Below are 19,695 nucleotides of genomic sequence, written 5' to 3'. Positions count from 1 at the left end.
CAATCTTGACGTTAGAATTTTTTTCTGCAACAAGTTAGCTAACAGGAGGTTTAATTCGTTCCGGACATAGGTTCACTAGCATTGCAAATGTTTCCACAGGAGAGACTTTAGTAGTTAACTTATATTTATTTCCTGTACAAAACAAAAAAAATCTCCTATTCTAGAAGCTTCAACCCACGTTATTCGTGACTTCTAAAATAAGGAGATTTTTTCATTAATAACGATAGTATATCAAACCAAAACGTATTAAGTAAATGCTTATCTTTATTACCTTTCGATTCTTTTTCATCTGCTTTTCTGGACTGGGGAGTAAAAAAACTAACTACTCCTAATCTAATGAGGATATGTGTCGCTAGCCAACTTGGGAAATGGAAATCTTACGCTGAAATAGAGGAACAAATTCGAGCTAGAAAAGCTTCGAAAAAATTGTTTGGTGTTTCAGAGATTAGCGGTTCACAAATTTCACGTCGCATGAACTCGCTACCTTCCACATTTGCTCAAGGCCTGTTTTTAATGGCTGCTATGAAACTTCATGACGCCAGAATTTAAAACAGGACACCCGAGATTAGGAAAGCTCCATGTGATAGACGGATCATGCATCCATTTGGGCCCTACATTTGGAAATTGGGCTTATGTCACGCAGAACCGAAATCAAGTAAAATTTCATACTAGGCTTGTCGTGGCCTCTCCAGACGAAGCTTTTCCCGATAAAGTCATTCCATCTACCGGAAATGTGGATGAACGGGAAGTGGTTATGGAACTGGTGACAGATCCAGAAGCGACGTATTTATTTGATCGAGGTTATGTTGACTATGGAAAAATGGATGAGTGGTTAGACAAGGGTATTTCCTTTGCGATGCTCATCAATGACCAGAATAAAGCAAACATCCTGGAAATTTACAATACCGCCAGCGAAAAAGTAATTATTGATGCTAGAGTAGTCTTGGGTACGAAACAAACTCAAATGAGGAATTTCGTTCGATTAGTAGGATTTAAAGATGAGGAAAGTCGTTTGTACAGAATTGTGACGAATCGTTGGGATTTAAGTGCAGATGAGGTAGCTGAGTTATATAGAAACCGTTGGGTTATTGAATTATTTTTCAAATGGTTAAAACTACACCTTCGTGTAGTTAAACTCCAAAGTACTAAACCGCAAGGTATATGGAACCAGATATTCTTCGCTATGACGGCTTATTGTCTCGCATTATATGTTCAAATTATGGAGCAGACCAAGAAATCCACTTGGCGAGTATTGGAACTTCTTCGAATTTACAGCGAACGTTCATGGGACACGTTTTGGAAGGTGTTACATAGAGAGCCGCAACGAGCCTCAAAAGGAAGGAAAAAAAGCCAGCTACCACGAAGTCCAGAGTTACTTAACGATGGTGGAGTAGCATATGTAAAGCCAGTTGGAGAAAAACGTTCAAAAACAGCAAAGTATTTCAAAAGATAACTTACAAAATATGGATAACGGGAGTTGAACAGAAAACCTCCACCGTTTTTTTATTTTATAGGTTGAAACCAATTGGAAAAAATATACTTATTTATAATAAACAGGGATATCAATTGTGATATCCCTGTTTCATTTAATCTATTGTCTTACTTACCTATGTGAGCTTATTTGCAACGCTAGTGACATAGGTTCCGTTATTTCTCGAAAAAACGGCCTTTTTCAATTTTTAGTCGAGTAGGATGGGTCCTCTCCTCTCAGGATTGTGACCCTACCCCCTCACAGATCCGTGCGGGCGCAATTAACGCACACGGCTCTTCCTAAACATCATTCACAAAATATAGCTAATGTGATCTCTTAAATCATAAATGTTAACTTTAACTTTAGGTTTAGGTAGTGGGAATTTCCTGAGTAGTAGGTGAAACTTTTCCCACGTAAATGATTTCCTTTGACTACGGCGGTTCATCCATTTAAAGAACTGTTTCACAATTTCTCTTACGAATTTAGCTACATTGTTTGTGTTATCAGTAATACAATAGTAATTGTAATATCCATTTAAAGAGCGTCTGAGTCGGTCAATAAGCTCCACCATATTCTGATGTCGATTGGTTTTAAACCATTCTTTGCTTTCCTTTAGTTTCGCCTGCATCTTTTTCTTGCTTGTTTTACGTTTCACTCTAAACTTTCCTTGCTTGCTCTTGCCACAATAGTGCGTAAAACCCAAGAAATCGAATATTGGAGGTTTGCTTATACCTTTATCTTTACAGTTACTAGTCGCAAATCTCCCAAAAGGAATTATTTTCGTTTTGTTCTCTGCTATTTCTAAATTGAATTTGGCTAAACGTAGTTTTAGCACGTCATAGAATTGTTCCGCCTCATTCTTGTATTGGAACCAGCACACAATCATCGGCATAACGAACAAGGTAAGCCTGTCCTTTACAATGTTTCTTCACATGTACTTCAAACCACAAATCGAGTACATAATGTAAGTAAATATTCGCGAGAATTGGCGAGATGATACCCCCTTGAGGAGTCCCTCTGTCCGTCTTAAAGTATTTCCCTTGTTCCATATAACCACCTTTAAGAAATCTACCGATTATACGTAGGAAGCTTGGGTCTGCAATACGATGTTCTAAAAACTTCATCATCCAATGGTGGTCTACGTTATCAAAAAATCCTTTGATATCAACATCTACGATGTAACTAATTTTCCGTTCCTCAATATACACATTTAAGATCTTTAGCGCATCATGACAGTTTCTACTTGGGCGAAATCCAAAAGAACAGTCTAGAAAATCACTTTCATAGATTGTATTTAAGATCTTTGCCATCCCTTTCTGAACAATTTTGTCTTCATGTTCTGGGATACCTAAAGGTCTCTTCTTGTTCTTTTCTTTTGGGATATAAGTCCTTCTAACAGGAACTGGTTGGTAGCTTTTCGTTTTCATTCGTGTAATCAGATCTGTTAGGTTTTCATCCACTTTCTCACTGTAATCTTCTTTCGTTGTACCGTTAGTTCCTGTGGCTTTATTACTTGGTAGTTCTTGATGGCAGCTTTTCAGAAATTCGTGATCTAAAAGGTGTGCTAAAGAGGTGAATTTTAATTGTGGATCTTCCTTAGCTAATTCTGCTATCCTAATAAGTTTTGTTTCCATTCTACTTCTACCTCCGAGTGTAGTAAATGTGTCCCTTGTTAGGGTAATGTTCAGGTGACTGTCTTTCCTCGTGCAGAGTTACCCGCATTCATTGGTACTATACAGTCATCCGACTTCCTATAGTCATTTGGTTTCCTTACTTTGTATCGCTTGTTCAACCATACTCTCTTCAAGTGAAGAAAGAACATATAGGATATCCCGAGTTGCCACGTAATCATTGTGAAGCATGCCTGGCTCTTCGACCCCGAGAGAGTTTTATGTTCCTCACCATATCGGTAACATAAGATATTGCCTTCCAGTTGTCCGACACTGTCGGCCTCTCTAAATTTGAACTAATTTCGGGGCTCAATCACTTTCAGGCCTACTACCTGGCTGTCTACGCTTAACCCACGTCGGTTACCCCCGTGAGTCCAAGACTCGCTATTGGCGACTTGGTTAGAGTCTTACCAAGCAGGAGTTCCACCTGCTAAATTACGCAACCTTGCTCGGTCGCTCCGGACATACGTTCCACCTTTTTCTGGGTCAAAAACAGCCGAAATCCACAAAATAAGCGCCTCTGTGTCCGCTAATTTCTAAAAACGGCCATTTTGGCAAAAATAACGGAACTGGTGTCCTCTCAATGGTGGTTCAAGAGGACCCACGGGGAAAACTTGTTTTTCTCATACTCGCGCAGTTTTTAACCGAAAAAAACAACCAACAAAGTTCACCTTTGTTGGTTGTTTCATGCTGCCATCTACCAGAGTTCTTTCAATAAACGTTGAATAACCGTTGCTGCTTCAGCTCTTGATAGTGTAGCTTTTGGTTTAAACGTGCCATCCTTATATCCAACAACAATTTGTAGTTCAGCTAATCTCACAACACTCTCACTTGCCCAAGGCGCAATTTGCTGAGCGTCCTTAAAGCTAGTAACCGAAGTAGGTGCTGTGACCTTTTGATTGTTAACAAAATTAATCGCACGAGTGACCATAGTAGCAGCTTCTTCACGTGTCACGACTTTGTTTGGAAGGAAGTTACCTTCATGTGTCCCTAAAACAAGTCCTGCTTCATGCGCAGCCATTAATTCTCCCGCGAACCACTCATTACCTTGAACATCTTTAAACTGTCCATTGTAGCTCGTACTACTAGCTTCTAATCCAAGAGCACGTACCAATAGTGCAGCTAATTGAATTCTCGTCACATGCTCATTTGGCTTAAATGTACCATTAGTAAATCCTTTAATGATTTGTTTAGAAGCCAAAGTCTCGATATCAGCCTTTGCCCATCCTTTTGTTACATCTGAGAATGAAACTACGTTCTCTACGACAACGTATTGACTGTTTGTCTTACTTCTAAAAATAGCTACGTTCCCACTGAATGTAGTTGGGACTGGCGTATAGGTTCCATCTGTATTTACGCGAACTGCGATGGAATTTTTTTCGTTGAAATCTGAGTCACCAACAATTGAACGCTCTACATACGAAGCAAATTTGTTAAGTTCAACAGTTGTCTCTCCAGCAGATGCAAGAACCTTATACTCTACCACATTGGAAACAGCAGATTTAATAGGTTCAGCTTTTTCAACTTCCATTTCAATTGTAAGTTTCACCGCATTCCCATCAACAGCAAGTTGAGATTTTAAAGCGTCCATATTTACTTCTGCTAAAGGTAATATGTAAGACGCTATTTGTGATTGTACTTCTAGCTTTAATTCTGGATTTGTTTTTAGCAAATCACTGATCGTATTCCCTTCAAAAACAACCACTACTTCTTCGTTCAATTTTTGTTCTATATTTACCACTAACGTAGAAACCTTCTCTGATGATGCTGCAGCTTGAACTAAAGCTGGACCGTTAACAGTTACAGTTGTTTTGTTACCATTCTTCTCAACTACCAGATTATTAGAACCAACTACAATCTTGCCACCAACTACTGGTGAAACTTGAGGAGTATTTACTACTGGTCCCGGAGTTGGTTCAGGTAAAACCTCAGACTCAGTCCCAACTGCATTGAAAATACTATTCGCTAATAAACGATAACTATGTTGCGTATGTCCTCTGAATGCTAAATCGTTTGCAAAAAGAGTAACTCTTGCATCCTCTAACTCTTTCGTAAATGCTAAAGTTTGACCTTTTGCACCACTATGGCCTGGCCACCAACCTGCAACATAAAAATCATCGTCACTACTAATTTTCGCTAACACTTCTGCTCCCTCAGGAATAGCGTTAATCCAACCACCTGTAGTAACATAAAGAAGTTCTTCGCTTTGATAACCAGAAGTTAATTGATGGTCAAATACTTCTGCTTTGATAAGCCCTTCATGACTAACATTTGTAAATTTAAAATCAAATCCTGGTAAAATCGCTCTATTTTTCACGACGTTTAGAGCTCTTACACCTAACCCGATATAGGTTTTCCCAGATAACTGGGCTACATTCAACACTCCTGCATCATCAACAAGAACGTCTGCGTTATCCACAGTTACTAATGAAAATCCTAACTCATTTAAAGAAAATCTACTTTGGGCTGAACCAACACCAGCAACTTTCGGCTGATCTAACTTTATTGTTTTTACAGCTTCAGTAATTACAAGTGGCTTAGCTTCAAAGACAAATTTTGTTACAAACGGAAGAATATCTTTTGTTTCAACTACAAAATCTCCTTTTTGTAAACCAGCCTTATCTTCTACTATTAATTCTACTACTTTGCCATTTGCTAAAAGTTCATTTACTAGTTTTACAGTATCATTGTTGCTGTTAGCAAGTACTTGCTTAGACGAACCTTGGATTACCGGACTAGCTGGAATAGATACCGTTTTAACTACCGTTGTCTTACCAGCAAAAGTACTTGCGACACGGACCTCATCCTGATCAAAGCCTCTAAGAGCTGGGAAGTTAACAACAATCGGATCATACATGGCACCCCAATCTGATACATTATCACCCTTATAAAGAACAGCATTCGCAAAGCCGCGTTTCGCTTGATTCATTGGAACGATATACGTTCCTGCAGGATACGTTTTTCCGTTAACTGCAACAGAGGTATTCGTTTGCTCAACTTTTACTCCGTTACGAAGTAAATAGTTTACAGTATTGTATACTTCTAAAATATTCTTTTGTTGATTCACTGCCGTAGGCAACACATAATAATGAGGGAAAAAGCTCTCGTTGTCACCTCTGACACGACCAATCGGATCCTTAGCTGCGTTTACGAAATATCCATCAACAGCACGGTTATCATTTCCGTCGACACCACGTTTAAAAATTTCTAATTGGTTCTTAAATAATTGATCTTTGTTATCAAGTACATATTTTGTAGCCCCTAGCCCAGTTCCTACCATAGCATAATAAGAGTCCTGACTTAGAGTTGGGACTTCAATTGTATGACCAAGTGAACCATGAAGCATTGAATATATGGCTGTATAGGCTGGCGTCATATCATCCCAACCACTATCCCAACTAAGTTTTGGAATAAAGTAAGAGGTAAGACTGGAATTTGCAACTCCTGCTTTCCCAATTGCATGAGCTTGTCCAATTAAACCGTGATACAGTAAATCGTACTCAAAATTCGGGTTATGCGGTGGTGTCGCAGGTTCAATTAAAAATCCATTTACATATCCATGTAAGTCAAGAAAAGAAAGTGGTGTCCAACGAGCAATCACTTCATTTACTTGGATAGTTTCTACCTGCGTTTGGTACGTATTGTCACGATTTAAGTCAAATCCATTAGCATTGGCCCGTGTGTTCGCCACTCTTCCATCAGGATTACTTGTGAACATAAATAAGTAGATCACATGATCAAGAGTTTCATCGACATTCAGTGTTACTGGAGTTTCATTATCCTTGTTAAATGTAACTTCTTTTTGTAGTGCAAATTTTTCTAACAGCTCTACTTGTGCATCCACGCCTTCTACTTCATCTGGGTGAATATTATTAAACCAAATTGGAACCTGGTAATCTCCCATTGTTCCCGATTGTAACTTTTCAAGTAAATGTGCTGGATTTTCTAACGCTAATGGTAAAGTTTCATTTAAATATTTATCCACAGCACCTTTATCTCGCGCTAATATAACGAAGTGAATATCTCTTCCTTCAACTGAATGACCTACGTTTTGATATTCAAGATAACGAGTATTCGCTTCGTCGTTTGCTGCTTTAACAAAAATACTTTCAATGGCTGGTTTCAACTCTTCATAAAAATGGAATTCATCATACACATTTAACTTAACAGTTGTAGCTGCTTTTATAGCTTCAACAGTATTAACAATTGCTAGTTCATAATTTCCTATTAATGCAGGATACAGTACTCGAATTGTTCTATTTGAGAGATTAGTAGTGTTATATGGTAATCCAAACTCTAATTTCCCTTTAATAATTGTAGTACCTTCAACATAACGTAAAGGCTCAATTTCTTTAATAAAAGACTCATTACTATTTCTCTTTTTCCATTCTGAAAGGCTTTTTCCACCAAATTGCCACTGGAAATTATCTATGTCAACAACTTCCCCAAGGTCAACTTCAACCTCTACAGTTCTCACTTCAGTGATTGAAAATACGGAACGACTTACCTGTAACTCCAATACCTCCTGTTCAACAATTGTCTCATTCGCGAAGACCGCTAGTGGTGAAACTGTTGAAAAAACCAATAAAATCGCTAACAACAATGAATAAAAACGTTTCATTCCTCTTTCTTCCTTTCATTTATAAATATAAGTTAGTATGTATATTAATCTAACAAAATATAATGTAACAGGATTTTCACAATTTGAAAAGTATTTTTATAAAAATACTTTACCTTGCATCAATACTTATAAATAACTTAAAATCAACCACATACTGTTCAATATTTATAAATTTCTACCCTTTTAATTTTTTCAATGTTTCTATTAACCCCTAGCAATTTTACATCATTTTTGATGGATTTTTATACATTGAAAAGAAACATTCATTACAAAAGTAACATTAAGTTTAAGTCTTTAGTCCTATGTAAATTTAACTGTTGTAAAGGCACTAATAAATTGGTAAAATATGTTGGAATAGCTAGAATATTCATCGAATTTGTAAAAAAGTCTGTATTGTAGGTGTATTCATGGTCTTTGATGGTATATTAATTTCAATAATTATAGGTTTTCTTAGAAAAGGTAGTTTACGAGGCATTGCTGAAATAAAGCTAAAGGGTGGTTACATATTCCCTTTACTTTTAATCATTCAATTAACGATCTATCTTCTCCAATCTAAATTTGCATTAATTACAAATATTAGTGGCTATTTATTCATTACTATCTATCTTTGCGGGATGTATTTCTTATGGCTAAATCGCAAACATTGTGGTTTTCTACTTATCTTAGCAGGAGTATTTCTTAATTTCTTAGTAATGGCTATTAATGGAGGAAGAATGCCAGTTTCTATGGAAGCAGCTATAATACTGGACCCTTATTATATTGATGTGTTACTAAATGACGTCTACGGAAAACACATGTTACTAACAGAATCTACAAAACTAGCTTTTCTCGGTGATATTATCCCAATCACAAATCCCTACCCCAAAAGTCAAGTTATTAGTATTGGGGATATTTTCATGAATATAGGGATATTTTTCTTCATTCAACAACTAATGCTTAAACATAAATTAACAAAGATTTCCCACCCTGTATTAAAAAAGGAGGTGAATTAAATGGACAAGCAAAAGATTAAAATGACTATTGTTAATCTCGTTATTATTGGCTCACTTATTATTACATTCACTTCAGGATTTAGGATTTTCTAATATTTTCAAAAGTTGGGGAGCAGAAATGCTCCCTAAAAATTTTATTATAAGAGTGTGATCTTCTTGATTAAACTAACGAGAGTCAATCTGTATATTATTTTTATTGTTATTTTTGGGCTTATAAGTTTTCTTCTCCATATTGATTTTACAATTAAAGCAATTACTGATTGGACAATATTTATTTACCTAGTCCTTTCTATTATCTTTTTAATAAATTGTAAAATCATTCTTCCCCCAAAAGGAAATGCACTTACAATGGAATCAGGGGTCTACTTGGCATCAACATTTATCTTTGGGGTTGAAACCACGTTAGCTGTTTTATTAATTGGTAATATAGCTTTTGCCCTTTTAAATCCAAAGATTAAGTGGTGGAAACATTTATTAAATTTTACCAATTATTCTATTATGACGATTGGAGCTTACTATACATTTATATTAATTGGTGGGGAAGTTGGTTCTGTTCAGCTAGAAAAGATATATATCTATGTAATTACTCTAATTGCCTACTATACCATTAATGTATTTCTAGTAGGGTCTTACTTCTATTTAGCATCCTCTTCAAATGTTTTCAAAGTGTTTAAGACTATCGTCTCTGAAACGCTATTTGGATATTTGTGTACTTTAGTAATGTCAGTAGTTTTGGCAATCTTGATTGTTTCACATGATAAATTCGGCTTGGTTCTCTTTACAGGTGTAGTCGGTCTGCTTTCCGTTGCTTTTAAACAATACTACAATCTGTATGAAAAGGTAGCTAAAAAAGCCAATACAGACTTGTTAACAGGCCTCTATAATCATAGCTATTTTAAAGAAGTACTTACTAACCATCTAAAAAATAACGACAACTTAAAGCTCAGTCTAGCACTTATCGATATAGATGACTTTAAAAAATACAATGATTATTACGGTCACCTAGCAGGAGACGATCTATTAAAGTATATTGGAAATCTCTTAAGTGAAGGCTGTAAAGAAAATAATTTTTTTGTTGCAAGGTATGGTGGCGAAGAGTTTGTCATTATTATGAAGGACGTTGACCGTTCAACTGCGCTAAAATTCCTTAATACTTTAAGAAAGCAAGTTAATGACTCTTATTTTAATGGAGTAGAGATATTGCCACACCGCTGCTTATCTTTTTCTGGCGGGGTTGTTGAGTACGAAAAAGGAATTTACAGTATCAACGAACTAATTGACAGAGCTGATCAAGCAATGTACTTTGCGAAAGCACAAGGAAAAAACAATTGTCAACCTTATGACAGTAAAAATATCTCTCTGACAATACTGGAACACGAAAAAGAACTTGAGCTCTTAGAGCAACAAGTAAAAATATTTCTTTATAAAGATGTGTATACATATCAACATAGTCGACGAGTGTATCAATATGCCAGAGACTTTGCTTACAAACTAAACTTAAGTGACTACGAAAAAAAGTTATTAATCTCCGGTGCACTCATTCACGACATTGGAAAACTAGAAATACCTCGGGACATTATTAATAAAAAAGGGAAATTAGAGCCTTTTGAATGGGAAATCATTAAAAAACATGTTACATGGGGGAAAGAAATAGTCGCTACAAATAAGGACCTACATGACCTTATTCCTTTAGTAGAGCTTCACCATGAACGTTATGATGGTAGAGGTTACCCATATGGGCTGCAGGGTGAGAGTACACCAAAACTTGCGAGAATATTATGTATTATCGATTCTTTTGATGCAATGACGACTGAAAGACCTTATCAAAAAACAAAGACTTTCGACGAGGCTATTGAAGAGCTGAAACAATGTGCTGGAAAGCAATTTGATCCAAACTATGTGCCAGCCTTTATCGAAATGGTTAGAGAACTATATCCTTTAAAGTTTACTGAAAATAGTATAACAAAAGAGAAAGTAACCAATTTCTAACTATACCTGGTGCACTTTTTAAAAATCTTATTTATTAAACGAAGAGCGTTAATTCAAAAAGAATTGACGCTCTTCGTTTGAGCTAATGTAAGCAAAGATAAGGTATTTCAATGGATCGATAAGAAAGCAAAATCAAATGAAAGTAGGACAATTTGTGCCAAAAACAAGCATTAATATAAATGACGCTATTTTCTTTTGGGATATGATTGGATCAGAATACAGTCCAAACTATAAACCAAATCTGTATGGACGTCCACCTTATGCAAAAATATTAAAGGACGTAGAGTCTCATGAAAGAAAAAGATTCCTCTCAATCTATAATGATCTGAAATATCTCTTAACAGAAAAGGAAATAAGCATTTTAGACCAATTATATGGCGTATGCGATGAGAAGTGTTCATCGTTAAAAGAACTGGGAGAATGGTTAGGTGTAGGTCCAGGAAGAGTGAGACAAATTAGAAACAAAGCCGGATATAAGTTGAGTAGAGAAGTTAAACGTACGCTGCACAAAGCAAATGATCTAAAATAGAAGTAGAACTAATACTTTGGTGAATGGCTATGGTATGTATTACAAGAGCTGCAGACTGCAACGAAAAATAAAAGAGGCTGGGACAAAAATTTCTGACACCACGCGGATCCTACTAAGTATAGACTGACAGATATATCATATGTCTATATTCGGTGCCTAGCGGTGTCTGACACTTTGTTTTGTTCCAGCCTCTTTTACTAACTATCTGGTTATTTTTAGAGCAATTTTGCGAATTCACTCGGGCCGAATTTTGCCTCGTTACTTTTTTTGTAGCTTACTATTATGAAATTCGACTCTTTGGAAGAGTTTTGTTTTCATTAAAGGATCTAGACAATCATGATAGAGGGTATAGTTATAATTTTTTTGAATTGTGTGCCAAATAACACTTAATCTTTTTAATAGATACATCATGGTTGTCAGCCCCTTCAATTACCGGTATGAGTTCTTAGCCATATTATACCTAAATTGCCCTGAAAAATAAACGACAACTTTCGACTTATTTTGTCAATTTTCGAAAATATCCTAATACTAAAACCTGTAAAATTAACAAAGGTTGCTATCAACTGATAGCAACCTTAGGGCATAAAGGCGAATATTAACTAACTTACAAAGGTGTACTTTAGCTTGGTCATAAGACAACCTCTACAAAGCATAAATATTACTAAAACTCTTACTAACCGGAGGTCTATTTGAAACAGGGAGCTAGTAAAATTATTTTCTTTGTGTTAGCGATCGTAATTGTATTATTGCTTTTTCTAGTAGGAAAAACTCTCTTCGGTCCCTCTCAATCAGATATCGTCAAAAGTTTCTATAAATATGAACAAAAAATGGATTTTACTCATTCCTACGATCTATTTCACCCCCTCATGCAGGATAAGTTCTCAAGGGAATGGTACTTCAGGCAGCGATACCATGTTTTTTTCGAACACTTTGAGGTGGATACTTTTCAATTTACAGTCGGAAAAGGAAAAAAATTGAGTGAGTGGCAGATGTCTGAAGATAGCCTTCTATTGGAAAATGTCTATATGTTTACTGTGACAAAGAGTTACAATAGCAAACGTTATGGAAACTTTTCTTTGATCCAGGACGTCTTTGTAGCGAAAGATGATGAAACTGGAAAGTGGAAAGTCCTGTGGTCGTATAAATAACAAAATGAAAAGCACGAATTGATTTTCTCAATTCGTGCTCATTACTGTTAAGCCGCGACTGACTTACTGCTCAGTTTATTGTTTTTGAATACTAAACCTTTTAAATATGGCATTACCCAACGATCTCCACCAAAGCGACCTGCATTGTAACCAGCTGCTAAGATAAAGAAGGCAATTAAAATCATCCAAGGGTTAGTTGAGATAGTTCCTGCAAACATGAATGAGAAGTTCATTACTACTCCGAAAAATGCTGCGTAAGTTGTTAATACTCCAAGAATTAGTCCAAGCCCTACTAATAACTCGCCCCAGGCAACCATATGGCTAAAGATCTCTGCATTTGGAATGGCAAACTTCTCTAGGAATGATACATAGTTCGGATAAACCACTTCTCCGTGGCTGACAACTGGATTTGCAGCTGCATTATTTAGATAGCCCGCCGCACTGAATGGTTCTCCAGTAATTTTTCCCCAACCGCCAGTTAACCATTTCCATCCAAGATATACACGTAAGAAAGTTAAAATTCCTGCTGCTATTTTATTGTTTCTTAAAAAGTTCATGACCATAATCGATCATCTCCTCATCGTTTTGATTTGAGATAGTGAGTGATCGAAATGATGCATAATTCTTGTGTTCGATCGAGTGTGTTTGTGATCACTAACTATCTTCACTCATAGTATATAACGCTAACGACTACTACGACCGTCCCACTTGTGAACATTATATTGTGAAACGGTGAACAAAGTGTGAATGGGTGAAAGTATGTTATAATTTTGCTAATGTATATTTTCCAAAGGAGAGGTTCACTGTGCGAAGTAAAAAGAGATTTGGGTTAATAGGACTTATCATTTTCGGAGGACAATTTCTGTTTCACCTTATGATGCAGAACTTCTATATCGAAATCTTAGTTATAGCACTTCTCTTTCTAGGGCTATATCTGTATGGCTCATTTCAAGAGAAGCAAAAGAAGTAGAGTTATGATCGTTGCGGGCTTGCCCGCTTTTTTTGTTGCTTGCATATATACCCAGGCGGGTAAAATGTGCAGTTTCGACTGTAAATGCTTCTTTTTGGACTGTAATTAGCTGAGTTTAGACTGTAAATCATGAATTTCCGACTGTAAGTAGTTGAATTTGGACTGTATTTGTATTTTTTAAAAAAGGAAAACATGACAGAGAAGCGAATAAGGTAGTTAGACTACTGAAATAATTCGCAGGAGGTTATATAATGAGCAAAATTACTCGTGACCAAGTACCAGTAGAGGAAACGTGGGATCTGACGCCTATTTTTGAAAGTGATGAGGCATGGGAAAAATCATATTTAGCGCTTGAAAAAGAGTTGGAAGAACTTGAGCATGAGGTTGTTCTATCCTCTGCCTCAGATGTATTAGAAGCTATTCGTACATTCGACCAATTGCTAGTAAATGTCGGGCGAACGAGTAGTTATGCGTTGTACAAGTTCAGTGAGGATGGTACAGACACAAGTAACCAAACAATGTTGGGTCGTGCTCAATTTTTAAGAGAAAAGACAAACCGCGTTAAAACAAACTATGTAAATGCGTTAATTAGTGTACCGCAAGATAAAATAAACAAATATAAAACTCATTAACCTGAGCTAAACCAATATGAAAAATTCCTATCCGGAGTTGAGAAGGCGCGTAAGTACTCACTTACGCCTGACATGGAAGAAGTCTTAACTGCTTTAGGACACACTCTTAACACACCAGAAAATGTCTACATGACCATTACAGCTTCAGATATGAAGTTTGATCCAGTGAAAAATCAACATGGTGAAGAAGTACCTGTTTCTCTGTTCATGTATATGACCCAAGTAGAGACGTCGCCAGATACAATTTTACGAAGAAATGCCTATGACTCACTGTCAGCCGGTTTGGCAAAATACCAACATGGATTAGCACAATCCTTAGCTGCTGAAATTCGAAAAAATGTCTCATTGGCAAAGCTTAGGGGCTATACTTCAGCACTCGATATGCTCCTACAGTATTCTTCACCGGCTGGTTCGTCGTTTGACTCTGATGATATTAGTGCCGAATTTTTTGAGCAAATATTGGATACTTTTAAAACTGAGTTAGCCCCTCACATGCAACGCTATGCTCGTTTACGTAAAAAACAATTGGGGTTAGAGACCCTACGTTTTTCTGATGTAAAGGCTCCGTTAGATCCGGGGTTTGACCCAAAAATTAGTTATGAAGAAGCTGGCGAAATTATTGTTGCTGCCGTGGGAGTGTTGGGTTCAGAGTATCAAGAACAGATGAGACGTGTGTTTACAGAACGGTGGGTGTACCGAGGTGACAATGTCGGCCGCAGAATGATTGCTTTTGGTGGCGGAGTTCATGGCGTTCACGGCTACTCCTTCTATCCGTGGGGTGGAAATCTATTTGACGTACTTTTATTAGGACATGAGTTAGGACATGCCCTACATTTTACATTCGCTCACCAAAACCAACACTTAATTAATAACTCAATGTCATCGTTTTTTGTTGAGTCACCTTCCACCTTGGTTGAACACTTAATTGTTGAGTATCTTCGGAAAACTAAGGAAGATCCGCGACTACATCGCTGGTTAAACATGTACTTAATGATGAGCTACCATCATAATTGCGTGACTCATATTTTAGAAGCCGAATTACTCAGAAGGCTTTACAAAATGGCAGAAGCCAAGCAACCGTTAACAACCACAACCATCAGCCGAACAAAGGGAGATATACTCTCAGAATTCTGGGGCGATACAGTTGAAATTGATGAGGGCGCAAAGCTTACTTGGATGAGACAGCCCCATTATTATATGGGTCTTTACCCATATACGTATTCCGTTGGGATTTCTGCGTCAACAGTGGTGGCAGAAAGGATTAAACAAGAAGGTGTCGCTGTTGGTGAGCAGTGGACCGAAGTCCTTAAATTAGGTGGTTCAAAGAAAGGGATGGAATTATATGAGGTTGCAGGACTTGATATGTCATCAACAAAAATTATTAGCGATGCCATTGCGCTAGTCGGCCAAATCGTTGATGAGTTGGAAGAGAGTTTTTAAGAGGTGACTTTATGGGTAAAGTCTAAACTCCGGATGTCGCTCCGGACATATTGGTGTCCTCCAGCGTTCATACGATGGCTCAAGTCATTAAAAAGGCAGGCTCGTATCACACTAGCCTGCCTCTTGTAATTATGCTGCGAATTTTTTATTATTAGTAGCTTCAACTTTATTTTTGAAAATAAGTCCTTTTAGATAAGGCATTACCCAACGATCTCCACCAAAGCGACCTGCATTGTAGCCTGCTGCTAAGATAAAGAAGGCAATTAAGATCATCCAAGGGTTAGTTGAGATAGTTCCCGCGAACATGAATGAGAAGTTCATCACTACGCCGAAGAATGCTGCGTAAGTTGTTAATACTCCAAGGATTAGTCCAAGTCCTACTAGGAATTCGCCCCAAGCAACCATAAAGCTAAAAATATCGGCACTTGGAATAGCAAACTTCTCTAAGAATGATACATAATTCGGATAAACCACTTCACCGTGACTCACAACTGGATTTGCCACTGCATTATTTAAATAACCTGCTGCGCTAAACGGTTCGCCAGTAATTTTCCCCCAGCCTCCAGTTAACCATTTCCAACCAAGGTATACACGTAAGAAAGTTAAAATTCCCGCTGCTACTTTATGATTTCTTAAAAAGTTCATGACCATAATCGATCATCTCCTCAACGTTTTTTTGTGATAGTGAGTGATCGATAAGGCGCATGTTTCTGGTGTTGATCGCTGTTCGATCGTGTGTGTTTGTGATCACTAACTATCTTCACTCATAGTATATAATGCGTGAGACCGTTACGACCGTCCCACTTGTGAACATTGTATTGTGAAACGGTGAACAAAGTGTGTATAGGTACTAGCATAGACATGATTACATAACCGTGAATAAATTACCTTGAAAGGATGTGATCCCCTTGAAGATAGTACTAGATGCTGGACATGGACCAGATACACCAGGCAAACGAAGTCCTGACGGTAGTCTAAGAGAGTATGAATTCAATAGTGCTGTAGCTGACTTAGCACGGGAAAAATTACTGCATTACTCAAATGTAGAAGTAATGTTTACTCATGAAGACGGACGAGACGTCCCCCTGTCTGAACGGACAGACAAGGCAAACGACTGGGGGGCTTACGCATTTATTTCTATTCATGCTAATGCTTTTGGAAGCGGTGAATGGAACGATGTCAATGGAATTGAGACCTTCACCTATACAAATGCTTCTGAAGAGAGCGTTGAGTTGGCTAGGCTTGTTCATGATGAACTGATTAGTACCACTGGCCGGAATGATCGAGGATTAAAAACCGCTGACTTTCATGTATTGCGCCACACCGTAATGCCAGCAATACTTGTGGAATGCGGATTTATGACCAATAGAGAAGAAGCCGAACTGTTAAAAACTAATTCATATAGAGAACAATGTGCAACTGCAATCGTTACGGGATTAGCAAATATGTACAATTTAGAAGCAGAGGAGGATGATCCTGTGAGTCAGAATAATGAGCCGAGTGATTGGGCGCAAGAAGCATGGGATAAAGCAGTTGCAGCAAATATTATTGACGATACTAATCCGAGAGAGACACTTACTCGTGAACAGCTTTTTGTTGTTTTAGATCGCTTAGGATTGCTTGATGATAATTAATATAGTTGGGTCAGACGCCACTGGTGGTGGGCTGACCCATTTGTTTTTGCTAGTCGCAATATACCCATCGGAGTAATATTTGCAGTTTGGACTGTAAATGTTGATTTTTGGACTGTAAATGGTCCATTTCCGACTGTAAGTTGGCTGCTTTGGACTGTAAATGGTCCATTTCCGACTGTAAGTTGGCTGCTTTGGACTGTAAATGGTCCATTTCCGACTGTAAGTCAAAAATTAGTCTCAAATATTAGGCCAGCTTGTCGATATTACTCCTACTATTCAAGCTGATAGTAACTACCTTTCATAATTCCAGACTTTTTTAACGATAATGAAGATAATATTTTTGAAGCAACGGATGGAGATGGTAGGTGGAGAAAATTCCGTAGTTGTTGATTAGTAATCGTTGGGCCTAGTAAAACTGAGTAATTGTGTATTGCTGCTAGATGAGCGTCTTTTGAGGAGTGCTGGCAGGAATGGCAATACCAATACCCGCGCTTTCGCTGCATCGGAATCTGTCGACAGTTAGGGCAGTGCACACCAGTTAAAAGGTCTGAATGAGCAATTTTATACTTTTCAAGATAATCCGGCTTTAAAGGTTGATGGTGTTTTATTAGTGTACGAGATATCTTCTTAAGTTCTTTCGGTGTAAGTTTGTCTTCATCAAAATTTGCTTCTATTGTATTTATTCTTTCAGGAATAGCTGCTGATTGGATAACGTATTGATTAGCTTTTTTAAAATTGGGGGCAATTTTAATAACGGTATTGGGATGACTACTAACAACTAGGACAAAAATGGGCACTTCGGGTAACTGGAGACTTCGGAGGAAAGCTTGGAGTTGAAGACGTTGGCGTTCGACTTGCATGATTGGGCATTGATAGGCCTTTTCTTCGTTGTTCAACGTTTGAACTAACTGCTGAGGGTTATTGTTGAAGAACAAAGTACCTGCCATATTCTTTACTTCTAGTATGACATGGTATTTTTTTGAAAGTAGGATCGTGTCAATTTGAAAAAACCGCTTTTCATTGTCTTCAAGCCGTAAATCGTGCAAAATTCGATACTTTTCCTTTGGAAGGAATGTGAGATAGTAGTCAATGGCTTGTTCGCCACGCCACCCGGCTATTGCTTTGCCAAGTTCACCTTCAATATAGCCCCTATTCGGGTAGTGCACTGACAATCTTGCTAGTAAAACCTCTAATACCATAACTTTATAAGGTATTTTTCGTTCTTTATCTATCATTTTATCACCTCGGGGATAGAATTCTCTTCTCACATGGAAAATCCTCTTGTATTTTTTATGAACAAATTCGATTTACAGTCGAAATTGACCCCATTACAGTCCAAACTGCCTCATTTACAGTCCAAACTAAGAACTTTATGAGCCAAACTGAGCAACTTACAGTCCAAACGCAATTCCGCCCTCCCTAAATTGACTCGCCCCCCGGTACACCACCGCAAAAAAATAACCGCCCCTCTCGGCGGTTACTCCTTCTCCAATACCTTCATCCGATCATTCTCAATTCCAACCCGAAAAGCGACCTGGTAGCTACGACCAACAAACTCACCATCGACCGTCAGTTCTACAGCTTCAATCTCAGCTAGGACAATAGCGACATCATCCTCAAGCTTCACTTCAAGGTCTAGAACTTCAGCAGTGTACAAGCTTTGATAACTAGCCCGAAACTCCTCATACACTACACTAGTCTGCCAATCACTTCCTAACAGAGAGTACGCAGTCACATAATCAAAATTAGAAATACTTTCGTAATAATAACGAACTAGATAGCTAGCTTCCTCCTCACTCAGTCGCATTCGGTAGTAGCTTCTTGGCTCCTCAACATGTTCCCCTTCTGACCAAGCGTTCACCAACGACCAGACATTTTTTATAGGAATTGAAAAACCAATCACTTCCCCCTGATAAGCTGCCGAATTAATACCGATAACTTGGCCGGTCGTTGCCAATATTAACGGCCCACCGCTACTCCCTGGAGCAATTGGTGCAGATATCTGATACGCTTTATCAAATTGATAAGGAGGCAAAGCAAAATCGCGATTTTTTGCACTTACAATCCCTGTTGTTACGGTATTTTGAAAGCCACGAGGACTCCCCATAGCAATGACGCCATCGCCTACTTCAGCTTCAAAGTCAAAAGCGACACTCATCGGCTCTGTGCCCTCAAGCTCCGGAACACGAACAACCGCAACATCAATAACCTCGCCAACACCAATGACTGTTCCATAATACGTTTGCGTATCTGGCATCCGCACGAGTACTTGCGTTGCGCCCTTGACGATATGGGCATTGGTAATAATGTCACCTTTGTCATTGTACAAAAAGCCCGAGCCTAACTCGCCATCTTCTCGTTCAATTTGAACAACCTTTGGCTGGTTTAGCCTGATGATTTCTTTTATATCAACGCTATTCTCAGTAATCATTTCTCCAGCTACTTCAACTGCTTCTTTTTCTTTCACTGGTGCTAGCGTTGATAACCCATCACCTGAGTAGATGCTAAAATTCTTGTCGAGATACCAACACGTGATCGCAGCACCAACTACAATCAGCAACGTCAGTACTATACTCCAGTGCTTATTCATACGTACGCC

General features: G+C 37.9%; 16 protein-coding genes and 1 pseudogene. 10 read left to right on the top strand and 7 right to left on the bottom strand.

Annotated features, from left to right (window positions below):
• The first annotated feature begins 580 nt into the window (after window positions 1–580).
• Window positions 581–1,453: an IS4 family transposase gene (locus DS745_RS09245; protein WP_161568221.1), complete on the top strand. Its 873-nt coding sequence runs from the start codon at window positions 581–583 to the stop codon at window positions 1,451–1,453.
• Between the two features lie 328 nt (window positions 1,454–1,781).
• Here DS745_RS09245 and DS745_RS25145 read toward each other — a convergent pair whose 3' ends face one another.
• The 3 genes from DS745_RS25145 to DS745_RS09235 all read right to left on the bottom strand — a co-directional run bounded on the left by DS745_RS25145 (window position 1,782) and on the right by DS745_RS09235 (window position 7,762).
• On the bottom strand, window positions 1,782–2,126 hold the full coding sequence (locus DS745_RS25145; RefSeq protein WP_241657773.1) for a group II intron maturase-specific domain-containing protein: 345 nt from the start codon (window positions 2,124–2,126) through the stop codon (window positions 1,782–1,784).
• 199 nt (window positions 2,127–2,325) lie between these two features.
• The gene (locus DS745_RS25140) at window positions 2,326–3,105 is read right to left on the bottom strand and encodes a reverse transcriptase domain-containing protein (protein ID WP_241657772.1); all 780 of its coding nucleotides are present in this window, start codon (window positions 3,103–3,105) and stop codon (window positions 2,326–2,328) included.
• A gap of 733 nt (window positions 3,106–3,838) precedes the next feature.
• On the bottom strand, window positions 3,839–7,762 hold the full coding sequence (locus DS745_RS09235; RefSeq protein ID WP_129077967.1) for a M14 family metallopeptidase: 3,924 nt from the start codon (window positions 7,760–7,762) through the stop codon (window positions 3,839–3,841).
• Window positions 7,763–8,169: 407 nt separating this feature from the next.
• On the opposite strand from DS745_RS09235, the gene DS745_RS09230 reads away from it, so the two are divergent.
• From DS745_RS09230 to DS745_RS09215, 4 genes are all read left to right on the top strand, one after another.
• Window positions 8,170–8,754, top strand: a complete 585-nt coding sequence (locus DS745_RS09230) for a DUF5317 domain-containing protein (RefSeq protein WP_129077966.1) — start codon at window positions 8,170–8,172, stop codon at window positions 8,752–8,754.
• Window positions 8,755–8,901: 147 nt separating this feature from the next.
• Window positions 8,902–10,743, top strand: a complete 1,842-nt coding sequence (locus DS745_RS09225) for a bifunctional diguanylate cyclase/phosphohydrolase (RefSeq protein ID WP_421721810.1) — start codon at window positions 8,902–8,904, stop codon at window positions 10,741–10,743.
• 154 nt (window positions 10,744–10,897) lie between these two features.
• Window positions 10,898–11,272, top strand: coding sequence for a hypothetical protein (locus DS745_RS09220; protein ID WP_129077965.1), 375 nt, complete (start codon window positions 10,898–10,900; stop codon window positions 11,270–11,272).
• Between the two features lie 689 nt (window positions 11,273–11,961).
• Window positions 11,962–12,420 (top strand): hypothetical protein, encoded by a 459-nt coding sequence (locus tag DS745_RS09215; RefSeq protein WP_129077964.1) that lies wholly within the window; start codon window positions 11,962–11,964, stop codon window positions 12,418–12,420.
• A gap of 47 nt (window positions 12,421–12,467) precedes the next feature.
• On the opposite strand, the gene DS745_RS09210 is transcribed toward DS745_RS09215, so the two are convergent.
• On the bottom strand, window positions 12,468–12,983 hold the full coding sequence (locus DS745_RS09210) for a DoxX family membrane protein (RefSeq protein WP_129077963.1): 516 nt from the start codon (window positions 12,981–12,983) through the stop codon (window positions 12,468–12,470).
• Between the two features lie 242 nt (window positions 12,984–13,225).
• On the opposite strand from DS745_RS09210, the gene DS745_RS24560 reads away from it, so the two are divergent.
• From DS745_RS24560 to DS745_RS09200, 4 genes and pseudogenes are all read left to right on the top strand, one after another.
• Window positions 13,226–13,390 carry a hypothetical protein gene (locus tag DS745_RS24560; protein WP_161568220.1) on the top strand — a complete coding sequence of 55 codons (165 nt, stop codon included), beginning with the start codon at window positions 13,226–13,228 and terminating at the stop codon, window positions 13,388–13,390.
• A 251-nt stretch (window positions 13,391–13,641) separates the two neighbouring features.
• Window positions 13,642–14,022 carry a gluzincin family metallopeptidase gene (locus DS745_RS09205; protein WP_129077962.1) on the top strand — a complete coding sequence of 127 codons (381 nt, stop codon included), beginning with the start codon at window positions 13,642–13,644 and terminating at the stop codon, window positions 14,020–14,022.
• Window positions 14,023–14,034: 12 nt separating this feature from the next.
• Window positions 14,035–14,169, top strand: a pseudogene (locus DS745_RS25365) (hypothetical protein); the annotation flags it as partial.
• Window positions 14,152–15,462: a M3 family metallopeptidase gene (locus DS745_RS09200; RefSeq protein WP_161568219.1), complete on the top strand. Its 1,311-nt coding sequence runs from the start codon at window positions 14,152–14,154 to the stop codon at window positions 15,460–15,462. The pseudogene DS745_RS25365 and the gene DS745_RS09200, both read left to right, overlap by 18 nt.
• Window positions 15,463–15,591: 129 nt before the next feature.
• On the opposite strand, the gene DS745_RS09195 is transcribed toward DS745_RS09200, so the two are convergent.
• Window positions 15,592–16,113: a DoxX family protein gene (locus DS745_RS09195; protein WP_129077960.1), complete on the bottom strand. Its 522-nt coding sequence runs from the start codon at window positions 16,111–16,113 to the stop codon at window positions 15,592–15,594.
• A gap of 257 nt (window positions 16,114–16,370) precedes the next feature.
• On the opposite strand from DS745_RS09195, the gene DS745_RS09190 reads away from it, so the two are divergent.
• Window positions 16,371–17,096, top strand: a complete 726-nt coding sequence (locus tag DS745_RS09190; protein WP_129077959.1) for an N-acetylmuramoyl-L-alanine amidase family protein — start codon at window positions 16,371–16,373, stop codon at window positions 17,094–17,096.
• A 272-nt stretch (window positions 17,097–17,368) separates the two neighbouring features.
• Here the strand turns inward: DS745_RS09190 and DS745_RS09185 are convergent, their stop codons facing one another.
• Window positions 17,369–18,331 (bottom strand): nuclease-related domain-containing protein, encoded by a 963-nt coding sequence (locus tag DS745_RS09185; RefSeq protein ID WP_129077958.1) that lies wholly within the window; start codon window positions 18,329–18,331, stop codon window positions 17,369–17,371.
• Window positions 18,332–18,573: 242 nt separating this feature from the next.
• Entirely contained in the window at window positions 18,574–19,686 is a 1,113-nt protein-coding gene (locus DS745_RS09180; protein WP_129077957.1) for a S1C family serine protease, read from the bottom strand.
• Window positions 19,687–19,695: the final 9 nt, after the last annotated feature.

The sequence above is a fragment of the Anaerobacillus alkaliphilus genome (genome assembly GCF_004116265.1).
In the GTDB taxonomy this organism is placed as follows: domain Bacteria; phylum Bacillota; class Bacilli; order Bacillales; family Anaerobacillaceae; genus Anaerobacillus; species Anaerobacillus alkaliphilus.
Note: the sequence above shows the minus strand (reverse complement) of the source record. Positions and strands in the feature narration are given on the sequence as shown.